Source organism: Streptomyces sp. NBC_01498, from assembly GCF_036327775.1.
GTDB lineage: Bacteria > Actinomycetota > Actinomycetes > Streptomycetales > Streptomycetaceae > Streptomyces.
On sequence record NZ_CP109598.1, the window covers coordinates 2,457,373 to 2,477,430 of the forward strand.

Sequence of the window (20,058 nt, forward strand, 5' to 3'; positions counted from 1 at the left end):
GACACTGGGCCCGTTACCGGATGTACTCGGAGGGGGACGCACATGCGGGAAAGCCACCGGGCGGAGGCCGAGAGGCTGTTGACACGGGCGGTCGAGGAAGAGGTACGGCGCTCCGGCGGACGGATCGACGGCGCGGTCCTGCTGTCGCGCGGGCGGGGCGCGTGGGACACGATCGCGGGGGCCGCCGTTGAGGAGTACGCGCTGTACGAGGCGGCGCTGGCCGAGGCGGGGGCATCCCGGCGGCCGTTGTCGGAGCGGTTCGGCTCGGGCGCGCTGGGGACTCCCGCCCTGGTGGCGGGCGTCGCCGCCGCCTCGGCGGTCGCCGCGGACATGGCCTTCGGCACGGGCGCGGGTACGGCCCTGGGCACGGGCGTGGTGGTGGCGGTCGCCGGGACGGCGACGGGCGTCGCCCGGGTGGCGTCCTCGGGCCGCCCCGCCGGACGGGCCGGGGCCGCCGAACAGGCGCGCCACATCGAGCAGTTGAGACTTCAGTGGCTGTCGGCGCTGGAGGTACGGGGCATCCGCCCCTATCTGGACCAGCAGCAGGTCCTCACCCGGGCGACCCGGCGTACGAGCAAGAAGTCCGCCTCCGGGCCGAAGTTGCGCGGCTCCGACCGCAGTGCCGCCGCACGCAGGCGCAGCGTGCTCGAACAGTCCTTCGGTCATCTGCCGCGCACCGAAGGACCGTTCGCGGGACGGCGGGAAGCGGTCGGGCAGATCGCGCGCTGGGTGCACGCGGCCCGCGCGTCGACGGAGACGAAACCGACCGTCGTCGTGCTGCACGGCGCGCCCGGCTCGGGCCGCACCACCCTCGCGGTGCGGGCGGCGGACCAGTTGAAGGACCAGTTCCGCGGGGCGTGCGTGGTGGACCTGCGGGGCGGCGACACGGGCGAGGCGCCGCTGTCGACCAGGGACGCGCTGCTGCATCTGCTGAACCGGCTCGGCGCGCCCCGCGAGCAACTGCTGTTCCGTGAGCGGTCGTCGCCCGAGCAGCAGGTCCGGCGGCTGAGCGAGCTGTACCACCAGCAGCTGACCGGCCTGCCCGTGACGATCGTGCTGGACGACGCCTCGGACGCGGAGCAGATACGCACCCTGATCCCCGAACGCTCGGACAGCCTGGTGCTGGTGACGGCCCGTCAGCCCGTGGAGCTGGACCCCGGCACCCCGGCGTGGGTGCACCATCTGCCGGTGGAGGCGCTGGACGGCGCGGGCTGCGAGGAGTTGCTGCGGGCCGTCGGCGACGAGCCTGCGGACGCCCCGTACGACGCCCAGAGCGTGGACCGCGTCGGCGAGTTGTGCGGCGGGCTGCCGCTGGCGCTGCGGATCGCGGGCTCGTCGCTCGGCACCCGGACCGCGCAGCGGCTGGCCGCGGATCTGGAGGCGTACGGCCCGGTCGCCCCGGCCGAGCGCGCCCTGTGGCTGCGCTACACCGACCAGGGCGAGCAGGCGCGCGGGCTGCTGCGGCGGCTGGCGCTGGCGGGACCCGCCTCGCTCGGCGCGGCAGCCGCCGCCGCGCTGCTCGGCACGGACGAGCGGGAGGCCGAGCGGCTGCTGACGGTGCTCTCGCGCGCCGGGCTGCTCGATCCCGTACGGTCCGGGCGCTACCGGCTCCACGACGTCGTACGGACCTTCGCGCTCGCCCGGCTGCTGGACGAGGAGGACGCCGCCGCGCGTACGGCCGCCCAGGAGCGGCTCATCCGGAACTACTCGGAGCTGGCGGACTCGGTGATCCGGCTGGTCGACGGCAAGACGTCGACGCGCGCGGACCAGTTCGGCGGTCACGGTTTCGCCTCGCTGGACGCGGCGCTGCGCTGGCTGGACGACGAGTCGAGCTTCATCACCGACGCGGTGCGGCACGCCGAGGGCGTCGACCAGGCGGCCGTGCTGCATCTGCTGGGCGCGCTGTGCGACTACTGCCTGCTGCGCGGGGACCTCTACCGGCTCGGTGAGATCAGCGAGTTGACGCAGGCGGTGGACCAGGGGCTGCTGGCCCGGTCCGTGCAGTGGCGCACGGGCATCGCGGCCCGGCAGCTCGGCGAGCTGGACAAGGCCCGCACCACCCTGACGTCCGTGGTCGACCTGTACCGCGAGGCGCAGCACGACGCGGGTGTCGCCCGCGCGCTGTGCTCGCTGGGCATCACCCTGCACCACCAGGGCAATCTGGTCGAGGCGTCGGCGAAGCTGCGCGAGGCACTGGAACTCCAGGCCCCGGCCGCGCTCGGCACCGACCGCGCGTGGACGCTGCACGCGCTGGCGGCCGTCGAGCGCGACCGGGCGAATCTCAACGAGGCGACCGCGCTGCTGTCGACGGCGCTGGTGCTGCACCGGGAGGGCGAGTCGCTGCACGGCGAGGCGTGGACGCACTTCCAGCTGGGGCAGGTCTGCCTGCGCCGGGGCGATGTCCCGCGCGCCGACGCGGAGTTGGGCCAGGCGCTGGAGCTGTACGGCCGCACCCGTGACGGCCGGGGCGAGGCGTGGGCGCTGACGCAGCTGGCCCGCGCGCGGCTGGTGGAGGGTGAACAGGACGCGGCGGCCGACCAGTTGCGGCAGGCGCTGGCGCGGCACCGGGAGAACGAGGACGCGCGCGGCGAGGCGTGGACGCTGTACTACCTGGGCCAGGCGCTGGAGGAGTGCGGCGACGCGGCGCAGGCGGTGCGTGAACTGGAACGGGCGCGCTCGATGTTCTCGCGGATGCGGGACGTGTACGGGCTGGCGTGCGCCCGGCACCACTCGGGCCGGGTCACCCGTGACCAGCGGGCGGCGCAGACGGGCAATCTCCGCAACTCCGGTTTCGCCCGGCAGTTGCTGATGGACGCCCGTGCGGACTTCCACCGGATCGGGGTGGCGCACGGCGAGGGCTGGACCTGTCTGGAGCTGGCGATCATCGACGCGGGCAACAGCAAGGCGGCGTCGGCGCTGGCCCTGTGCGACGAGGCGGCCGGGCTGTTCACCTCGTACGGCGACCGCCGCGGCGCGGACTGGGCCCGCTTCCTGCGGTGCACGCTGCTGCCGTACAGCTCGGCGGGCGGCGTGGAGGTCGGCTCCGCGGTCGCGGAACAGGAACTCGCCGAACTGCGGGCCGCCGGGCACCCGTCGCGGGACGGGAAGCTGGAGGAGTGCGCGGCGACGTTCGCGGTGATGCTGGAGCGCGGGGTCACGCTGGAGGACGGCTGGCAGGCCTGGCGCCTGGGCATGGTCCCGAGCCGCCACGCGCGGGAGGTGATGGGGGTCCGGGTGGAATCGGCGGGGGCCTGAGCCCGGCTCGGTTCGGGTGGGACGGGGCCGCGCGGTTCGGGTGGGACGGGCGGGTGCCGCGCGGTTCGGGGCGGCGGGGGTCCGGGCGGTTCGCCGTGGCCGGGGGCCGTGGGCGCGCGTTGAGGCCGCACGCGGCCTGAGGCAGCCGGGGCCGTACGGACCGTGCGTCGTGGCCGGGGGCCGTAGCCGTGGCCGTGCGTTGAGGCGTGCCGGCCCGGCGCGGTCCCTTCCGGCAGTCGTTCGGGGACAACGGCGTTGGTGCGGTGGGCCGCAGCTGACAGAGGCGGCTCCCCGGGGGCCTCGCCTCAGGTGAGCGGAGAGGCACCACCGGCGTCCGACGGGCCGCGGTCACGTATCGCTACGCGCGGCGGGCCCGCCCGGACGGACCCAGCACCCGGAAGGGCTGCCGACGGGGGTGGTGGACGGCGGTCACCCGCCGGTGCTCGACGTGCGTGCGGACCCCGGGCTCCTCAACGCGCGCCCCGCTGCCAACCGCAAGGCAAACGACCGGTCACACGCGGGCGTGCCCGCCCGGCCCTGGGCAGCCCCGCGTAGAAGTACGTGCCGGACCGGCCCTGTCCGCCCGTACGGCAGGGCGCGCGCCGCAGCAGCCGCAAGACCGGCCGACCGGCCTCGTACCGAAACGTCCTCGGCCAGCCGCGCCGGTCACCCAGTGGCAGGGGGCCGGCCATCCGTACGCGCGGCAGGAACGCGCCTTTCCCGGTTACGCGCCCAGGCGTCACACGCCCACGCCCGCCCGCAAACCAGCCCGGTCCGCCCGCGGGTCAGGAACCGCCCCGACGTACACGCGCCGCAGGAACGCCTCTCCCCGCTACGCGCCCCGCGTCGTCCGCCCGTCACCCGCCGGGGCCGCCGACGCGCGGGCGGTGTCCGGCGTTCGGGCCGTCTCCTTCGCCGTCGGCCCGGTCTCCGTCTCCGTCGACTCCTCGTCGAAGTCGACCTTGCCCATGTGGCGGTTCATCGACTTCATCAGGAGCCACACGGCGCCCGCCATCACCGCGAACACGACGAAGCCGAGGACGCCGGGCGTCACCTTGTTCTCGTCCAGTTCCTTAGCGAGCGGGACGAGCTGTGTCACTGCCTGGGTCGCATCCATGTCAGGCATTGTCGCGGATGCCCGCGAAGAGGTCGCTCTCGGGGAGGGAGGTGTCCACGAGCGACTTCGCCAGCTCGTACTCCTCCGTCGGCCAGACGTCCCGCTGGATGTCCATCGGGACCCGGAACCAGCCGCCGTCGGGGTCGATCTGCGTGGCGTGCGCGACGAGCGCCTTGTCGCGGATCTCGTAGAAGTCGGCGCACGGCACATGCGTGGTCAGCGTCCGCTCCGCGCGCCCGAACTCCTCCCAGCGCTTCAGCCAGTCCGCGTACGGGGACTCCAGTCCGCGCGCCAGCAGGGCCTCGTGCAGGGCGACCGTGCGGGGCCGGTTGAAGCCCTGGTTGAAGTAGAGCTTCCGCGGCTGCCACACCGGTCCGAACTCGGCCTCGGGGTACTTCACGGCGTCGGCCGCCCCCTCGAAGGCCACCATCGTGATCTTGTGGGTCATGATGTGGTCGGGGTGCGGGTAGCCGCCGTTCTCGTCGTACGTCGTGACGACCTGCGGCCTCTGCTCGCGGATCATCCTGACCAGCCGGCCGGCCGCCTCGTCGACGTCCTCCAGCGCGAAGCACCCCTCGGGCAGCGGCGGCAGCGGGTCGCCCTCGGGCAGGCCGGAGTCGACGTAACCGAGCCACGCCTGGCGGATGCCGAGGATCTCGCGGGCCTCGTCCATCTCCTTCCGGCGCACCTCGTGGATGTTCGCCTCGATGTAGGCGTCGCCCTGGAGCTTGGGGTTGAGGATGGAGCCGCGCTCGCCTCCGGTGCAGGTCACGACCAGCACGTCCACCCCCTCGGATACGTACTTGGCCATGGTGGCCGCGCCCTTGCTCGACTCGTCGTCGGGGTGGGCGTGCACGGCCATCAAACGCAGCTGGTCAGTCAAGACTCGGTCCTCGGTGATATGTCGCAACGGGCGGCTTCTATAGTGACGGAATCGGGACACGGAAAATTCCGGAGAGGAATCATCGATGACCGCGGTACGCCCACCGGTTCTTCCCGAGGGCCGCTACGGCCGCTCGTCGGACGAGCGCGCGGACCGCGGCCTCAGGATCGTCGGCTCGGTGCTCGGTGTCGGCCTGCTCGCGCTCGTGGGCTGGTTCGGGTACGACTATGTGGCTGGCCAGAGTGTCTCGGGCGAGCTCATCAAATTCAAGCTCGTCTCGGACTCCGAGGTCGAGGTGCATCTGGAGGTCCGCAAGGACCGCGACGCTGCCGGGACGTGCACACTCCGTTCCCGCTCGGAGGACGGCGCCGAGGTGGGTCGCAAGGACGTCCGTTTCGAGGGGCCGCAGACGCGGATCGACCGGGTCGTCACCGTCCGTACGACGGCGGGCGCGACGAGCGCGGAGCTGGTCGGCTGCACGGCCGACGGCGGCTGAGCCGCCCGCCGGAGCGGGTGGTCCAGGCCCGGTACGGCCCCGGCCCCGCCCGGATCACCTTCGGTTTCACGTCGCTGATCTGCGAGAATGTGATTCTGGTGCCTTTCGTCCTGCCCTGACGGCGCGGAATTGTTAGGCTCGTGGTTTCGCCCACCCGAGAAGGCACATGCTTCTGGGTAGGGCGATGCTTTGTATCCCCAGTACCTACGAGGAGCACCTGTGACCCAGACCAGCGAGAACGTCACCTGGCTCACCCAGGCGGCGTACAACCAGCTCAAGGCCGAGCTGGACTACCTGTCTGGTCCCGCGCGCGTCGAGATCGCCCAGAAGATCGAGGCCGCCCGCGAGGAGGGGGACCTGAAGGAGAACGGCGGGTATCACGCGGCCAAGGAGGAGCAGGGCAAGCAGGAGCTGCGGGTGCGCCAGCTCACCCAGCTCCTCCAGAACGCCAAGGTGGGCGAGGCTCCGGCCGACAACGGGATCGTCGAGCCGGGCATGGTCGTGACCATCGCCTTCGACGGCGACGAGGACGACACCCTGACGTTCCTGATGGCCTCGCGGGAGTACGCGAGCAGCGACATCGAGACGTACTCGCCGCAGTCGCCGCTGGGTACGGGTGTGAACGGCAAGAAGGTCGGCGACGAGGCGGAGTACGAACTGCCGAACGGCAAGAAGGCGTCCGTGAAGATCCTGGCCGCCAAGCCGTACCAGGGCTGATCGCCGTACCCGGGCCGGTCCCCCGGCTCATGGTCCCGACACGCGTCGACGGCCCCCGGCCCCATGTGAGTTCTCATGGGCGGGGGCCGTCCGCGTACGTACGTCGGGTGAGTGCGGGTGCGGATGCGGGTGCGGGCGTGGGTGCGGGCGTGGGTGTGGGTGTGGGTGACACGGTCGTGGTCGTGGGGCGGGGTCAGCTGGCCGCCTTGCGGTACTTGCGGATCGCGAGGACGCGGAAGACGACCACGATCACGATCGAGTAGATCAGCGACGCCCACACCGGGTACTCCATGGGCCACGCGCTGGACCGGGACAGGCCGGGATCGCCGAAGAGCTGCCGGCACGCCTGCACCGTCGCGCTGAAGGGGTTCCACTCGGCGATGTGGCGCAGCCAGGGCGTCATCTGGCTGGAGTCCACGAAGGCGTTCGAGACGAACGTCACGGGGAACAGCCAGATGATCCCGCCCGAGGTCGCCGCCTCCGGTGTGCGTACGGACAGACCGATCAGCGCGCCGATCCAGGTGAAGGCGTACCCCAGCAGAAGCAGCAGACCGAAGCCGGCCAGGATCTTCCCGATGTTGGTGGGTTCGGCCGTGCCGGGACGCCAGCCCACGATCAGCGCGACGATGGCGAGGACGAGCAGGGTGATGGCGGTCTGTACGAGGTCGGCCACGGTACGGCCGGTGAGGACGGCGCCCCGGGCCATCGGCAGCGAGCGGAAGCGGTCGATGAGCCCCTTCTGCATGTCGTCGGCGATGCCCGCGCCCGATCCGGCGGTGGCGAACGTGACGGTCTGCGCGAAGATGCCGGCCATCAGGAAGTTCTTGTAGACGTCGGGGTTGGTGTTGCCGCCGACCTTGATGGAGCCGCCGAAGACGTACGTGAACAGCACCACGAACATCACCGGCTGGATGATCCCGAAGAGCAGCATCTCGGGGATCCGGGTCATGCGGATCAGGTTCCGCCGCGCGATCACCAGGGAGTCGGTCACGGTGCTCACTTGGTGTTCTCCTTCGGGTCCGTGGTGCCGGGCTCGTCGGAGGTGCCCGCGTCCTTCTTGTCCGGGGCCGCGTTCGCCGCGTCGTCGGCGTTGTCGTTGTCGTTGTCGGCGTTGTCGGCGTTCTCGGCGTTCTCGGCGTTCCTGGCGTCCTCGGCGGCGTGGCCGGTGAGGGAGATGAACACGTCGTCGAGAGTCGGGCGGCGCAGTCCGATGTCGTCGATCTCGACGCCCCGGGCGTCGAGTTCCCTGATGATCTCGGCGAGCAGCTTCGCCCCGCCGGTGACCGGGACGGTCAGCTTGCGGGTGTGGTCGGCGACCATCACCTCGCCCTTTCCGAGGCGGGCCAGCACGTCGCGGGTGGGGGTGATCTGGTCGCGTTCGTGGACGACGACCTCGACCCGTTCGCCGCCGGTACGGGCCTTGAGTTCGTCGGCGGTGCCCCGGGCGATCACCTTGCCGTGGTCGATGACGCAGATGTCGTCGGCGAGGTGGTCGGCCTCTTCGAGGTACTGGGTGGTGAGCAGCAGCGTCGTACCGCCCGCGACCAACTCCTCGATGATGGACCAGAGTTGCTGACGGTTGCGCGGGTCGAGGCCGGTGGTCGGCTCGTCCATGAACATCACCGGCGGGGAGACGACGAGCGCCGCCGCGAGGTCCAGGCGTCTGCGCATGCCGCCCGAGTAGGTCTTGGTGGTGCGGTCGGCGGCGTCGGTGAGATGGAAGCGTTCGAGCAGTTGGGTGGCCCGGACCTTCGCCTCGCGGGCACCGAGCTGGTAGAGCCGGCCGACCATCCGGAGGTTCTCACGGCCCGTCAGATATTCGTCGACCGCGGCGAACTGGCCGGAGAGACCGATGTTCCTGCGCACCTCGTTGGGGTGCTTGAGCACGTCGATGCCCGCGACGACGGCCTTTCCGCTGTCGGGTTCGAGGAGGGTGGTCAGCACCCGGACCGCGGTGGTCTTGCCCGCGCCGTTGGGGCCGAGCAGGCCCAGGACCGTGCCTTCGGGGACGTCGAGGTCGACGCCGTCCAGTGCTCGTACGTCGCCGAACGTCTTGACCAGGGCTTCGGCGTAGATGGCGCCTGGCATAGAGGTACTCCCGGAGTGATGTAAACGCTGTCAAACAGGACGATCCGTGCCATCGGCCAGCTTAAGCCGACAGGGGAGGGCCCTGACGCTAACGCGATACATCGCGAGCAACAAGGGAGTTGTGTCAGTTCTGCGTAAAGGGATGTAAAGCGACGTAAAGGGACGGGCGGGGTCCTGTGAAGGGAGAGGCGCTGTCGCTATGACGGGACGATCGGGGTCCGACGGTGCTCGGACCATCCCTTCGTGGTCAGCGGCGCGCTGACGGTCCCGCCGCGCTCGGCGTTGTCGCGACCGTCCCGCCGCGTCAGCAGTGCTCGGACGATCCCGCCGCGCTCAGTCGAGGATCGGGTAGCCCGCCTCACGCAGTGCCGTCGCGACGTCCCGGCAGTGCTCCGGGCCCTTGGTCTCCAGATGCAGTTCCACGTCCGCCTCCGTCAGGCCGAGCCGGGGGTCGGTCCGTACGTGGCTCACGTCCAGCACGTTCGCGTCGGCCACCGACAGCACCCCGAGCAGCGTCGCGAGCGCCCCCGGCCGGTCGGTGATCCGTACCCGCAGCCCCAGGTACCGCCCCGACGCCGCCATCCCGTGCCGCAGGATGCGCTGCATCAGCAGCGGGTCCACGTTGCCGCCCGACAGGACGGCGACCACCGGCCCGCGGAAATCGCGCGGGGTGCTCAGCAGCGCGGCGACCGGGCTCGCCCCGGCCGGCTCCACGACCAGCTTCGCCCGCTCCAGACAGAGCAGCAGCGCCCCGGCCAGCTCGTCCTCGGAGACCGTACGCACCTCGTCCACCAGGTCCCGGATCATCGGGAACGTGATCTCGCCCGGCCGCCCCACCTTGATGCCGTCCGCCATGGTGCTCGGCTCGTGGACGGAGGTCGGGTGGCCGGCGCGCAGCGAGGGCGGGTACGCGGCGGCGCCCGCCGCCTGGACGCCGACGACCCGGACGTCCGGCCGTACCGCCTTGACCGCGAGGGCGATGCCCGCGGCGAGACCACCGCCGCCGAGACCGACGAGGATCGTCCTCACCTCGGGGCACTGCTCCAGGATCTCCAGGCCCACCGTGCCCTGTCCCGCGATGATGTCCGGGTGGTCGAAGGGATGGATGAAGACCGCGCCGGTCTCCCGCGCGTACTCCTGCGCGGCGGCCAGGGTCTCGTCCACGACCTGGCCGTGCAGCCGTACCTCGGCGCCGTACTCGCGGGTGGCGGCGACCTTCGGCAGTGGCGCCGCGACCGGCATGAACACGGTGGAGCGGACACCCAGGAGGGTGGAGGCGAGCGCGACGCCCTGCGCGTGGTTGCCCGCGCTGGCGGCGACGACCCCGGCCGCGCGCTCCTCCGGGGAGAGCCCGGCGATCCGCACGTACGCGCCGCGCAGCTTGAACGATCCGGTCCGCTGGAGGTTCTCGCACTTGAGCAGGACCGGGGCGCCGACCAGACCTGTCAGATGCCGGCTGCCCTCCAGCGCGGTCGTCCGGGCCACACCGGCGAGCATCTTCCGGGCGCCGCGGATGTCGTCGAGGATCGGGGCGGGCACGGAGCGGTACGGGGAGGCGGAGGTGAATGATCCGGAGGAACGAGACGTACCGAAGGTCATGACCGCCAGTCTCGCAGCTCAACGAGCGGCCGGCCGCCCGGCGCCGGACCCGCCGGCCGGCCCGCCCCCGGGGTCGCCACCGGTTTACGCGGGGCCCGTACGGCCAGGCACACAGCCGCGTACTCTGTCCCCCACCAATCGACCACCGCACGAGAGAGCCCCAGCCATGCCCCCTACTCAGGACATGACTTCCGCTGTGTCGGCCTCCCCGGGCTCCGGCTCCGAATCCTCCGGTTCCGAACCTTCCGGCTCCGCACCTTTAGAGTCCGCACCGGCGTCGTCCGCCGGTACCGAATCCACCCGCGCGGCTGACACCGCCTCAACAGACGGCGTGTCCGACGACATCGCCTCCCGCGACATCGGCTCCCACCACACCGCGTCGAAAAACATCGGCTCGAACGACGCCGCGGTGAACGACGCCGTCTCCGACGACGGCATGCCGGGCGATGTCGCCGCACTGCTCGACTCCCTCCAGCACCAGGTGGCCGTCTTCGCCCGACGGGCGGAACAGACCCGCCTCGGCGGTGTCGGCCAGGTGCGCAACTCCATGGACCGCGCCGCCTATCTGTTGCTCAACCGGCTCGACTCGGAAGGGCCGATGGGCGTCAAGGCGCTCGCCGCGGGGATGGGCATCGACTCCTCCACCGTCACCCGCCAGGTCGCGCCGCTGGTCGACACCGGCCTGGTCAAGCGCACGTCGCACCCGGAGGACGGCCGTGCCGTCGTCCTGGAACTCTCCGTGCGCGGGATGAGCCGCCTCGAAGAAGTCCGTTCCTCGCGGCGGGAGTTGATGTCGAAGGTCACGGAGGGCTGGACGGAGGACGAGCGGGAGTCGTTCTGCACGCTCCTCACCCGGTTCAACTCCGCCCTGTCGGCACGGCAGTCGGGGCCCGCGCCGGCCGAACAGGCCGGACAGCGGACCCCGGTGGACGCCCCTTCCGGTACGGAGCTTCCACCGGCGTCCTGAACTCCGGCCCGGTGCGCGGGCGGTGGTCACCGCTCTCCCGGCCCGCGCCGGCCCGTCTCTCCCCCGTCGGCCCGACCGGCCCTGATACGGGGGGACTTCTCCTACGCGAGTCTTACGCGAGGGCCTGCTGAAGATCCGTCAGCAGGTCGTCGCCGGACTCGATGCCGACCGACAGCCGCACCAGGTCGTCCGGCACCTCCAGCGCGGACCCCGCCACGGAGGCGTGCGTCATGCGTCCGGGGTGCTCGATCAGCGACTCGACCCCGCCGAGGGACTCCCCCAGGGTGAAGACCTTCGCCCGGCCGCAGACCTCGATCGCCGCCTGCTCGCCGCCGGCGACCCGGAAGGACACCATGCCGCCGAAGGACTTCATCTGCTTGGCGGCCACCTCGTGGCCGGGGTGCTCGGGCAGGCCCGGGTAGTACACCTGGGTGACCTTCGGGTGCCGCACCAGCATCTCGGCGACGCGCGCCGCGTTCTCGCCGTGCCGGTCCATCCGTACGGCGAGGGTCTTCACACCGCGCAGCACCAGCCACGAGTCGAAGGGGCCTGCGATCGCGCCCATCGCGTTCTGGTGGTAGGCGAGTTCGTCGCCCAGCGTGTCGTCGGAGGTGACGAGCGCGCCGCCGACGACGTCCGAGTGACCGCCCATGTACTTGGTCGTCGAGTGCACGACGACATCGGCGCCGAGGGCGAGCGGCTGCTGGAGGTAGGGGCTCGCGAAGGTGTTGTCCACGACGAGCTTCGCGCCGGCCGTGCGGGCGATGTCGGCGAGGGCCTGGATGTCGCTGATGCCCAGGAGCGGGTTGGACGGGGTCTCGACCCAGATCGCCTTCGTACGGGGGCGCAGGGCCGCCCGTACCGCCACCGGGTCCGAGGTGTCGGCCACCGACCACTCCACGCCCCAGCGCGAGACGACCTTGGCGAAGAGCCGGAAGGTGCCGCCGTACGCGTCGTCGGGGATCACGACGTGGTCGCCCGGGGACAGCAGCGTACGGAGGAGGCAGTCCTCGGCGGCGAGGCCCGACGCGAAGGCGAGGCCACGCCGGCCGCCCTCCAGGGCCGCCAGGTTCTCCTCCAGGGCGGAGCGCGTGGGGTTGGCGCTGCGGCTGTACTCGTAGCCGCCGCGCAGTCCGCCCACGCCGTCCTGCTTGTACGTGGACACCTGATAGATGGGGGGTACGACCGCGCCGGTGAGGGAATCAGGCGTGTTCCCCGCGTGGATGGCGATGGTCTCGAAGCTGTGCTGGTCGCTCATGAGCCCCGAGGGTAGCGGGGCCGGGGGCTCTCCGCCGGACAGGTCCGAGGGGCGGCCGGGACCTCCCCGCCGGACGGGACCGGGTCCGGGCTCGGAGCGCCTGCCGGGTCCGGGCTCGGAGTGCGTGCGGGGTCCGGGCTCGGAGTGCGTGCGGGGTCCGGGACAATGGGACGCATGGAGATTCTCTGGTTCCTGATCGCGACGGGCCTGGTCGTGGCCGCCGTCGGCCCGCTCGCCCGGCGCCGCCGGAGCGGCATCCACCAGGTCGAGCCCGGCTCGCCGGACGCCGCAGACCCGGACGCGTACGCGTTCGTACGGCAGGAGGAGCTGGACCTGCGGCTGCCCGGCCCGGACCAGGACCTGCTCGACGTACTCGACGTGGTCCAGCGCACCCAGGACTGGCGGGCGGCGGCGCAGCTCCTCGCGGGGACGCCCAAGGAGGGCGAGGTGCGCTGGCAGCGGGTGCAGGCGTTCGCGGGCGCGGCGTCGCTGGAGCTGCGGCAGAAGCCGGGCGTCGGCGGGGCGTGGCTGCGGGCGTGGCGGTCGGAGTCGCCGAAGGACGCGGGCGGGGCGCAGGTGCACGCGGAGTTCCTGGTGCAGCAGGCGTGGCGCTCCTCGGCGGCGGGCACGGACGACTTCCGGATCATCCTGGAGGAGGCGCGTTCGGTCTGCGACGAGGCGGCGCTGCTGGCGCCCGGCGATCCGGTGCCGTACATCGTGGAACTGGCCGTGGCGCGCGGGCTCGGTTATCCGCACGAGCGGTTCGACCAGCTCTGGGCGAAGATCATCGACCGCGCGCCGGACCACATGGGGGCTCATCTGGCGGCCCTGCACTACTGGTGCGAGAAGTGGCACGGCTCCCGCCAGGAGGCGGACCGCTTCGCCACGGCCTCGGCGGCGCGGGCCCCGCAGGGGTCGCTGCTGGCGGCGCTGCCGCTGTTCGCGGTGTTCGAGCATCTGCCGGAGATCACGCTCGTACGGGACTTCTACCGCAGCGAGGTGGTGTCGAAGGCCATGGAGGGCGCGCTGTTCGCGGTCCACGCGGCCCGCCCCGACGACCCGATGCTCGCGCACGTGCGGCATCTGCTGCTGCTCTTCCTGGTGCGGGGCGAGCGGTGGTCGGAGGCGATGCACCAGTTCGTCCTGGTGGACGGCCACGTCGGCGCGCTCCCGTGGACCCTCAGCGAGGACCCGGCGGCGGAGTACACCCTGCACCGGGCCCTGGCGGTGGCGGGCTACGAGGCGAACGGCGGCAACCCGGCGACGCTGCCGCGGTAGGGGCGCCGGTGCGGTGGGGCCGTCGGTCGGGCGGTCGGGCGGTCGGGCGGTCGGGCGGGCAGGAGCCAGGTAGGGAACCTGTTTCCTGTCTCCTGTTGTCACGCCCGCGCCGTTCTGCCAGTGGCAGAACACCGGCCCGACCGGGCTCGACGGTCACTACGGTCCAGTCTCATGACGACGCTCGTGACGACGATCACCACGCGCACGGTCGAGTACCCGGCCGACGGCCTGACGATGATCGGGCACCTCGCGCTCCCGGCCGGCGCCGACCGCCGGCCCGCCGTGCTGCTCGGACCGGAGGGCCCGGGGCTCAGCGACGTCGAGCGCCGCCGGGCCGACGCGCTCGCCGAACGGGGATACGTGGCGCTGGCCTTCGACATCCACGGCGGGCGCCATCTGGGCGACCCGGCCGAGATGCTGGCCCGTTGCATGCCGCTGCTCGCCGACCCCGACCGGATGCGGGGCATCGGCCACGCGGCGCTCGACGTGCTGCGCGCCGAACCACGCACCGACCCCGACCGGATCGCCGCCGTCGGCTACGGCACCGGCGGCGCCATCGCTCTGGAACTCGGGCGCGACGGCGTCAACCTGCGGGCGATCGGCACAGTCAACGCACTGACCACGGGCCGACCGGGCGAGACGGCGCGCATCCGCTGCCCGGTATGGGCCGGGGTCGGGTCGGAAGACCCGATCATGCCGCCCGCTCAACGGGACGCGTTCACCGCCGAGATGCAGGCCGCGGGCGTCGACTGGCGCCTCGTGGTCTACGGCGGCGCCTTGCACGCCTTCCACCACCCGCCGGTCGACCACCCCACGGTCCCCGGTGTCGCCTACCACCCACGGCACGCGCAACGCGCCTGGCACGACGTCATCGACCTGCTCACCGAGTGCCTGCCCGTAACGGAGTGATCCGGTCGGCAACCGCGATTCGGGCCGCGAACCAGACCGTCAGAACGCCACCGGCTCCGGTTGTGGGACATCACCGCAGCTCGGAGAAAGGGTGACGAGGTGCTCCGCGAGGGCGTTCCCGCTCGGCGGCGGGAACGGCTCCGCCCAGTGCCCGGGTTCTCCGCCCTCACACTCCTGACCTGGGCAGGCCCGGACCGCCGTCCCGGCTGGAGTTGCCGCTGACCCTGCTCCGTCTCAGGTGCTGTTTCCCTCTCACGGGTGGTTTGAGGCCGCACCGCCGGCGGAGGTGTCTGCCGGTGCCTTCGCCGGGATCGATTCCGTGTGATCGATCCACAGGTCACGGCTGGCCGGCCCGCGCATGGCCCGTCGGCTTGCTCCCGGCCTGTGGGACGGGCTGCACACCCCGGACCGAGAACGTGAGCCGGACAGCTGATCACGGGCGCGTTCGGCCTGTCAGGCGCGGTCGTGGAGCGTGATGTGGTAGCCGTCGGGGTCGGCGAAGGCGAAGGCCCGACCGAAGGGGCCGTCGACCGGTGCGGAGACGATGGTGCGACCGTCGGCGGCGAGAGCATCGTGAATGGCCTGAACGTCGGTGGCGTGGAGCCAGATCGCGGCACCGATACCGGGCTGAGCCACAGATGCGACATCGGTACCGGGAACGACGTCGCGGAGTGGAATCCCGGTGGGCGGCTCTGAGCTTCGAGATTCTCAATGGGTCAAGTGGGGGAAATGGATGTCGGAGTTGGAAACCTCTCCGCCGCAGATGGCTGGCGGGGGGCGCGGCTGGTACCGAGGTGACTGCCATGTGCACTCGCTGGCGTCGAGCGGCGGCGAGCTGACGCCGGCCCAGCTTGTGGCTGATGCCCGCGCGGCTGGGCTGGATTTCCTCGCAGCCACCGAGCACAACACGTCCGAGACGCACAACGCCTGGAGTCGGGACGCCGACGACGATCCGCTGGTGATCCTGGGTCAAGAGGTCACCACCCGAACCGGGCACTGGCTCGCTTTGGGTGTCCCCTCAGGTCAGGTGGTCGACTGGCGCTACGGCGTGGAGGACAGCGCGATCGATCGGCATCTGGACGAGGTCCACCGAGCCGGTGGGCTCTGTGTCGTGGCCCACCCGCACGCGCCCTACCCCTCTGGCACCTTCATGTACCCGTACCAGGGATTCGATGCGGTTGAGGTGTGGAACGGGCCGTGGAGTTCGGACGTGCCGTGGCAGGCGGACAATGAGGCGGCCCTGGCCGATTGGGGGCGGAGTCTGACTGCGGACATCCGACAGGGACCGTGGCGGCCGGCGATGGGCAACAGCGACACCCACCTCAAGGACCAGATCGGCGTCCCGCACACTGTCGTACTGGCCGAGGATCTGAGTCCCGGCGAAATCCTCGCCGGGATCCGTGCGGGCCGGAGCTGGACAGCCGAATCGGCCGCAGTCGAGTTGTTGTTCACGATCTCTGCGGGTGCTCAGAGCGCCGGGATCGGTGAACGGTTGCAGACCGGCGGTGAGCCGGCCGTGGCGAGGGTGGAAATACGCGGCGTTCAGTCGGGCATTGTCAGCTTTCACACCGAGCGAGGAGAAGTGCACCGTGTGCCACTTCCCGACTCGGGATCGGATGTCGTGGAGTGGCACACCAGTGCGGCAGATTCGGCGTTCGTACGTATCGAGGTACGTCATCCCGACGGGCACATGGCGGCACTCAGCAATCCGATCATCCTGACTGTCCCGGACTGACTTGGTGGGCCAAGGATAGGGCAGTGCTGATCCGTCGACGTGGTGGTGCGGTCGACGATGTCTGCGAAGGTCGGCATGCCGAGATCGACTGTGGCGGGTCGGCGGGCTGCTTCGGCATCGAGCTCGTCCAGGCTGCCCTGCGCGCCAGCGAGGCCGACCTGGAGGCCCTCGACTTCGCCCAGCCATCCTTCCCGCTCCGCCTCGGCGATCCGGGCGATCAGGTTGTAGCGGATGCCAGTCGGCCGTGGCCGTTGGGCCGGATCAGGCCGAAGGAGCGAGCATCTGACACAGGCTTGTCCGGACCAGCCCATCTCGACGCTCAGCTCGTCATCACAGTGCTTTCGCAACGGAAAGTAGTAGTGAAGTCGCCGGGCAAGAGGCCGTCCCCAGCGTGTCCGCATTCCAGGGCGGCAGTTCAACGTGGCTACTGGGAGAACGCGTAGGTTCGGACGGGGTCGAGGTGCAGTTCGTAGGGCCCGAAGCAGTCTGCCGCGAGCGTCGCGACCGGGGAGCCGCAGGGACAGGCGCGGTTGAGTCCTTCGTCACCCGTCGGCCCGCAGCAGCCGGTGCTGTTGTCCCAGTCAGGCAGCGGTTGAAGGCCGGGGGCGTCCTCAGGGTGCATCAGCACCGTGCCCGGGACGCCCTCCGAGATGACGAAGCCCCCCTCGCGGCAGACCAGCGGCCCCCGGGACTGAGCCGGCTTCGGGTCCTCCTGATCGTCCTGCACGACGTAGGGAGGTCCCCAGGGCTCGGGATCGATCGCGTAGCGGCCTCGCGGAACAGTGGAGGGTGCCCGGCGTGTCTCCTTGTCCCGGTCTTGTTCGTCGCCGGAGGGGCCGGGGACGGCGGCCAGCTCGGCCAGCTCCGGCGTGATCGCGGTGCCGCACTTGGAGCAGAGGAAGACGGTCATCTCCTCGTTGTAGTCCTCAGGGCTGCTGCTTCGCACCTTCGTTTGGCTCCTCGGAGTCGGTGCGCGCGACGATGCCGCGGAAATCGGGCCAGCTGAGATGGACGGTGCTGTGTCGGGCCGCGAGGTCGCGCCATCTCGCACCCGCGTCCACTCCACGGCTGTCCAGGTGCGAGCGCGCCAAGCACCCCATGGCCGTCATTGCTTATCGGAGCTCAGGCAGTGGTCCGGAGTTCTTCGGGTAGCAGCCCTCTTCAAGCCGGAAGAGGTACTTCCGGAGGTCCGCGCCGAGCCCTTCAGTGATGTAGGCGGCAAAGTCCCTCAGCCCCTCTGCGGCTTCCCGCTCGCCAGGCCTGTCGCTGGACGACCATCTGGGCAGAAGGGACTCCAGATACTCGGTGACCCGCCCACGGTCGCGCCACCAGTCCCGAACAGCCTCCGGTGTCCATCGGCTGTCGCCGTCGCAGGCATAGCCGCGGTACGGATCTTCCTGGGCCGCTTTCACCAGGTTCAGGACCTCGACCGTGGTCGTCGGCTGGCGATACACATATTCACCGAAGTACTCGCCGCCGTAGAGCACATGACGCGATGCGTGCGGTCGGCCCGTCCAACAGTTGTCGGCGATGCCGGTGTAGAAAGGGCCAGGAACGTTCAACCAGAGCCGGTCCTCCCAACGCCCGCCGAAGGACGTCTCGGGCTCGCCTTCTGGAAGCGCCGCTGTCGGTTCCCAGCACAGCTCTTCGTAGGTCATCCGCGAAGCTTAGGACCGATGGAAGATCTCTCCTCGGTGCTGCCGCGTCCGGTGTCGCGGCGGATGTCGGGCATGCCGAGGTGGACAGTGGACGGCCGAGTTGCCGGTACTTCACCCCGGACCTGGACTTCTTCGTCGCGCAGGACCTCGATCGCGGCGAAGGCCCAGAAGGATTCGCTCTCTCGTAGGTGAGGTTCGCCGTCCTTCCCGGAGTACCGGACACTCCCCGTCCTATACCTCCGCCACCGTGGCATACGAGCCGCCCGGGAGGCATACCCCCTGGTCACGGCAGCCGCCGCTCGGCAGGGAGGGGCGGCGGCACACATGGGTCACACCGAGGCAAGGAGCAGGTCATGTCCGTCACGACCACCACTCACCTGAACTTCCGGGGCACCGCGCGTGAGGCGCTGGGCTTCTACCAGTCCGTCTTCGGCGGACGCATCGTCGTGGTCACCTACCGGGACGCGGGCGCCGTACGGGACGAGAGCGAGGCGGACCGGGTGATGTGGGGCGAGGTGGCCGGTGACGACGGTTTTCACGTCATGGCCTACGACGTGCCCTCGCAGCAGCCCTGGAACCGGGGCGAGAACTCGTTCTTCGTCTCCGTGCGCGGCGACCGGGCCGAGGAGATCAGCGCCCTGTGGGAGAAGCTCGCCGAGGGCGCGACCGTCGTGAGTCCGCTGGAGCCCGCGAAGTGGGCGCCGTTGTACGGCATGCTCACCGACCGCTTCGGTGTCACCTGGGTGCTCGACGTCGCCGCGCCGTACCACGGCTGAACCGGCTGAACCGACATGCCCGCGCCGTCCGGGCCGCCGCAGCTTCACGGGCGGGCCGGACGGCGCGGGCGCCGCGCACACCGGGAAGCGGAAGGACCGGGTTCCGCCAGGCACCATTGCCCCCCTGACCTGCGGTCGTGCATACTTCACATCTCCCCCACAACGTATCTTCACCTGTTTCTCCCTAGTCCCTGGGGGCCACCGATGGCACGTGTTCTGCCCTTTGTCCTCTTCGCGATCGGTATCTGGTTCTGGCTGAGGGCCCGCCGGACCGTGTCCTCGCTGTTCGGGACCGAGGCGGAGCTGGGGCTGCTGCCCCGGGACCGGCAGAACACGGATCTGGCCGGGCCGGACCACGCGCTGGAGCACGCGCTCGCGGAGGCGCGGGCGGGGCGGTGGGAGGCCGGGGCCGAGGTGATGGCCAGGACCGGGAAGGACCGGGACTGGGAGCGGCGGGCGCTGTACACACGGGTGCTCGGGGAGGCGGCGGCGCTGGACGACGCGTGGCTGCGGGCCTGGCGGGCGGCGCGCGGCCAGGGCTCCCCGGACGCGGACGCGGAGCTGGTCCAGGCGTCGGCGACACTCTGCCGGGCGTGGCTGCTGCGGCGCTCGCCGTACGTCGGGCACGCCACGCCGGAGCAGGCGGACCGGTTCCACGAGCTGCTGCCGGAGGCCCGTGAGGAGACCGCCCGCGCGGCGGCGCTGGGCCCGGAGGATCCGACGCCGTACATCGTGGAGATCCGTACGGCGCTGGGTTTCGGCTACGGCCCCGAGAAGATGCGGGAGTTGTGGGCGGAGATCACGGCCCGTACGCCGCACCCGACGTCGGCGCCGCTGTACCGGGCGCACGAGGCCGCCCTCCAGTACTGGGGTGAGCGGTGGCACGGATCGGCGCAGCTGGCCGAGGAGTTCGCCGCCCAGGCGACGGCCGACGCGCCCCCCGGCACGCTGATGTCGGCGTTCCCGCTGATCGCCTGGTTCGACCACCACGACGCCTCCGCGACCACGCGCGACTACACGGATCCGGCGCTGACCGCGCTGGTGGACGCGGCCCTGGTGGACACGGCGGCGGCGTCCCCGGACCATCCCCGGCTGCCGGAGGTGCGGCATCTGCTGGCGTACTTCCTGACGCGCCAGTCCCGGCACGAGGAGGCCCTGGAGCAGTTCCGTCTGGTCGACGGCTATGTGAACGCGCTTCCCTGGCGCACCCGCCGCGACCCGGTGGAGTTCTACACGACGACCCGGACGACGGCGGTCCGGGGGACCGAGGCGCGCGCCCGTATCCGCAAGGGCGCGTGACCTCCCCCGGCCCTCGTCCACGG

At 71.3% G+C, this 20,058-nt stretch carries 17 protein-coding genes and 1 pseudogene; 9 read left to right on the forward strand and 9 right to left on the reverse strand.

Translation table 11 applies throughout. The features are described from left to right. Window positions 1-42: 42 nt before the first annotated feature. Complete coding sequence (locus tag OG875_RS10165) at window positions 43-3,255, forward strand: tetratricopeptide repeat protein (protein ID WP_330173900.1); 3,213 nt, start codon at window positions 43-45, stop codon at window positions 3,253-3,255. A gap of 832 nt (window positions 3,256-4,087) precedes the next feature. On the opposite strand, the gene OG875_RS10170 is transcribed toward OG875_RS10165, so the two are convergent. Both OG875_RS10170 and mca read right to left on the reverse strand, forming a co-directional pair. Continuing rightward, the gene (locus tag OG875_RS10170; protein ID WP_330173901.1) at window positions 4,088-4,381 is read right to left on the reverse strand and encodes a hypothetical protein; all 294 of its coding nucleotides are present in this window, start codon (window positions 4,379-4,381) and stop codon (window positions 4,088-4,090) included. After that, window positions 4,374-5,255: a mycothiol conjugate amidase Mca gene (gene mca, locus OG875_RS10175; RefSeq protein ID WP_330173902.1), complete on the reverse strand. Its 882-nt coding sequence runs from the start codon at window positions 5,253-5,255 to the stop codon at window positions 4,374-4,376. Before mca ends, OG875_RS10170 begins: the two co-directional genes overlap by 8 nt. Window positions 5,256-5,340: 85 nt before the next feature. Between mca and OG875_RS10180 the strand changes: the two genes are divergently transcribed. Further along, the gene (locus tag OG875_RS10180; protein ID WP_330173903.1) at window positions 5,341-5,751 is read left to right on the forward strand and encodes a DUF4307 domain-containing protein; all 411 of its coding nucleotides are present in this window, start codon (window positions 5,341-5,343) and stop codon (window positions 5,749-5,751) included. 219 nt (window positions 5,752-5,970) lie between these two features. Next, window positions 5,971-6,468 (forward strand): transcription elongation factor GreA, encoded by a 498-nt coding sequence (greA, locus tag OG875_RS10185; protein ID WP_330173904.1) that lies wholly within the window; start codon window positions 5,971-5,973, stop codon window positions 6,466-6,468. A gap of 193 nt (window positions 6,469-6,661) precedes the next feature. Here the strand turns inward: greA and OG875_RS10190 are convergent, their stop codons facing one another. From OG875_RS10190 to ilvA, 3 genes are all read right to left on the reverse strand, one after another. Beyond that, window positions 6,662-7,468, reverse strand: coding sequence for an ABC transporter permease (locus OG875_RS10190; RefSeq protein WP_330173905.1), 807 nt, complete (start codon window positions 7,466-7,468; stop codon window positions 6,662-6,664). Further along, complete coding sequence (locus OG875_RS10195; RefSeq protein ID WP_330173906.1) at window positions 7,465-8,556, reverse strand: ATP-binding cassette domain-containing protein; 1,092 nt, start codon at window positions 8,554-8,556, stop codon at window positions 7,465-7,467. Before OG875_RS10195 ends, OG875_RS10190 begins: the two co-directional genes overlap by 4 nt. A gap of 333 nt (window positions 8,557-8,889) precedes the next feature. Then, on the reverse strand, window positions 8,890-10,155 hold the full coding sequence (gene ilvA / locus OG875_RS10200) for a threonine ammonia-lyase (RefSeq protein WP_330173907.1): 1,266 nt from the start codon (window positions 10,153-10,155) through the stop codon (window positions 8,890-8,892). Window positions 10,156-10,591: 436 nt separating this feature from the next. On the opposite strand from ilvA, the gene OG875_RS10205 reads away from it, so the two are divergent. Beyond that, on the forward strand, window positions 10,592-11,122 hold the full coding sequence (locus tag OG875_RS10205; protein WP_330177687.1) for a MarR family winged helix-turn-helix transcriptional regulator: 531 nt from the start codon (window positions 10,592-10,594) through the stop codon (window positions 11,120-11,122). Window positions 11,123-11,234: 112 nt separating this feature from the next. On the opposite strand, the gene OG875_RS10210 is transcribed toward OG875_RS10205, so the two are convergent. After that, a complete protein-coding gene (locus OG875_RS10210; RefSeq protein ID WP_330173908.1) occupies window positions 11,235-12,380 on the reverse strand; it encodes a cystathionine gamma-synthase in 1,146 nt (381 codons plus the stop codon). Between the two features lie 174 nt (window positions 12,381-12,554). On the opposite strand from OG875_RS10210, the gene OG875_RS10215 reads away from it, so the two are divergent. After that, window positions 12,555-13,658, forward strand: a complete 1,104-nt coding sequence (locus OG875_RS10215) for a hypothetical protein (protein ID WP_330173909.1) — start codon at window positions 12,555-12,557, stop codon at window positions 13,656-13,658. Between the two features lie 183 nt (window positions 13,659-13,841). Next, window positions 13,842-14,567 carry a dienelactone hydrolase family protein gene (locus tag OG875_RS10220; protein WP_330177688.1) on the forward strand — a complete coding sequence of 242 codons (726 nt, stop codon included), beginning with the start codon at window positions 13,842-13,844 and terminating at the stop codon, window positions 14,565-14,567. A 453-nt stretch (window positions 14,568-15,020) separates the two neighbouring features. Here the strand turns inward: OG875_RS10220 and OG875_RS10225 are convergent. Beyond that, window positions 15,021-15,239: pseudogene (locus OG875_RS10225) on the reverse strand (VOC family protein); the annotation flags it as partial. A 61-nt stretch (window positions 15,240-15,300) separates the two neighbouring features. On the opposite strand from OG875_RS10225, the gene OG875_RS10230 reads away from it, so the two are divergent. Further along, entirely contained in the window at window positions 15,301-16,302 is a 1,002-nt protein-coding gene (locus tag OG875_RS10230) for a CehA/McbA family metallohydrolase (protein WP_330173910.1), read from the forward strand. 424 nt (window positions 16,303-16,726) lie between these two features. On the opposite strand, the gene OG875_RS10235 is transcribed toward OG875_RS10230, so the two are convergent. Together OG875_RS10235 and OG875_RS10240 are read right to left on the reverse strand one after the other, a co-directional pair. Beyond that, window positions 16,727-17,248: a hypothetical protein gene (locus OG875_RS10235; RefSeq protein ID WP_330173911.1), complete on the reverse strand. Its 522-nt coding sequence runs from the start codon at window positions 17,246-17,248 to the stop codon at window positions 16,727-16,729. A 166-nt stretch (window positions 17,249-17,414) separates the two neighbouring features. Then, window positions 17,415-17,960, reverse strand: a complete 546-nt coding sequence (locus OG875_RS10240; RefSeq protein ID WP_330173912.1) for a hypothetical protein — start codon at window positions 17,958-17,960, stop codon at window positions 17,415-17,417. A gap of 353 nt (window positions 17,961-18,313) precedes the next feature. Here OG875_RS10240 and OG875_RS10245 point away from each other — a divergent pair, with 353 nt between their 5' ends. Next, window positions 18,314-18,736: a VOC family protein gene (locus OG875_RS10245; RefSeq protein ID WP_330173913.1), complete on the forward strand. Its 423-nt coding sequence runs from the start codon at window positions 18,314-18,316 to the stop codon at window positions 18,734-18,736. Between the two features lie 204 nt (window positions 18,737-18,940). Further along, window positions 18,941-20,035, forward strand: coding sequence for a hypothetical protein (locus tag OG875_RS10250; protein WP_330173914.1), 1,095 nt, complete (start codon window positions 18,941-18,943; stop codon window positions 20,033-20,035). Window positions 20,036-20,058 lie beyond the last annotated feature (23 nt).

What these genes read in the sequence shown, in the direction of transcription:
- OG875_RS10180 (WP_330173903.1), top strand. Translation starts at nt 5,341, where the DNA reads ATGACCGCGGTACGCCCACCGGTTCTTCCCGAGGGCCGCTACGGCCGC.
- OG875_RS10250 (WP_330173914.1), top strand. Translation starts at nt 18,941, where the DNA reads ATGGCACGTGTTCTGCCCTTTGTCCTCTTCGCGATCGGTATCTGGTTC.
- OG875_RS10205 (WP_330177687.1), top strand. Translation starts at nt 10,592, where the DNA reads ATGCCGGGCGATGTCGCCGCACTGCTCGACTCCCTCCAGCACCAGGTG.
- ilvA (WP_330173907.1), bottom strand. Translation starts at nt 10,155, where the DNA reads ATGACCTTCGGTACGTCTCGTTCCTCCGGATCATTCACCTCCGCCTCC.
- OG875_RS10240 (WP_330173912.1), bottom strand. Translation starts at nt 17,960, where the DNA reads ATGACCTACGAAGAGCTGTGCTGGGAACCGACAGCGGCGCTTCCAGAA.
- OG875_RS10230 (WP_330173910.1), top strand. Translation starts at nt 15,301, where the DNA reads ATGTCGGAGTTGGAAACCTCTCCGCCGCAGATGGCTGGCGGGGGGCGC.
- OG875_RS10245 (WP_330173913.1), top strand. Translation starts at nt 18,314, where the DNA reads ATGTCCGTCACGACCACCACTCACCTGAACTTCCGGGGCACCGCGCGT.
- OG875_RS10170 (WP_330173901.1), bottom strand. Translation starts at nt 4,381, where the DNA reads ATGCCTGACATGGATGCGACCCAGGCAGTGACACAGCTCGTCCCGCTC.
- OG875_RS10165 (WP_330173900.1), top strand. Translation starts at nt 43, where the DNA reads ATGCGGGAAAGCCACCGGGCGGAGGCCGAGAGGCTGTTGACACGGGCG.
- OG875_RS10215 (WP_330173909.1), top strand. Translation starts at nt 12,555, where the DNA reads ATGGAGATTCTCTGGTTCCTGATCGCGACGGGCCTGGTCGTGGCCGCC.
- OG875_RS10210 (WP_330173908.1), bottom strand. Translation starts at nt 12,380, where the DNA reads ATGAGCGACCAGCACAGCTTCGAGACCATCGCCATCCACGCGGGGAAC.
- OG875_RS10195 (WP_330173906.1), bottom strand. Translation starts at nt 8,556, where the DNA reads ATGCCAGGCGCCATCTACGCCGAAGCCCTGGTCAAGACGTTCGGCGAC.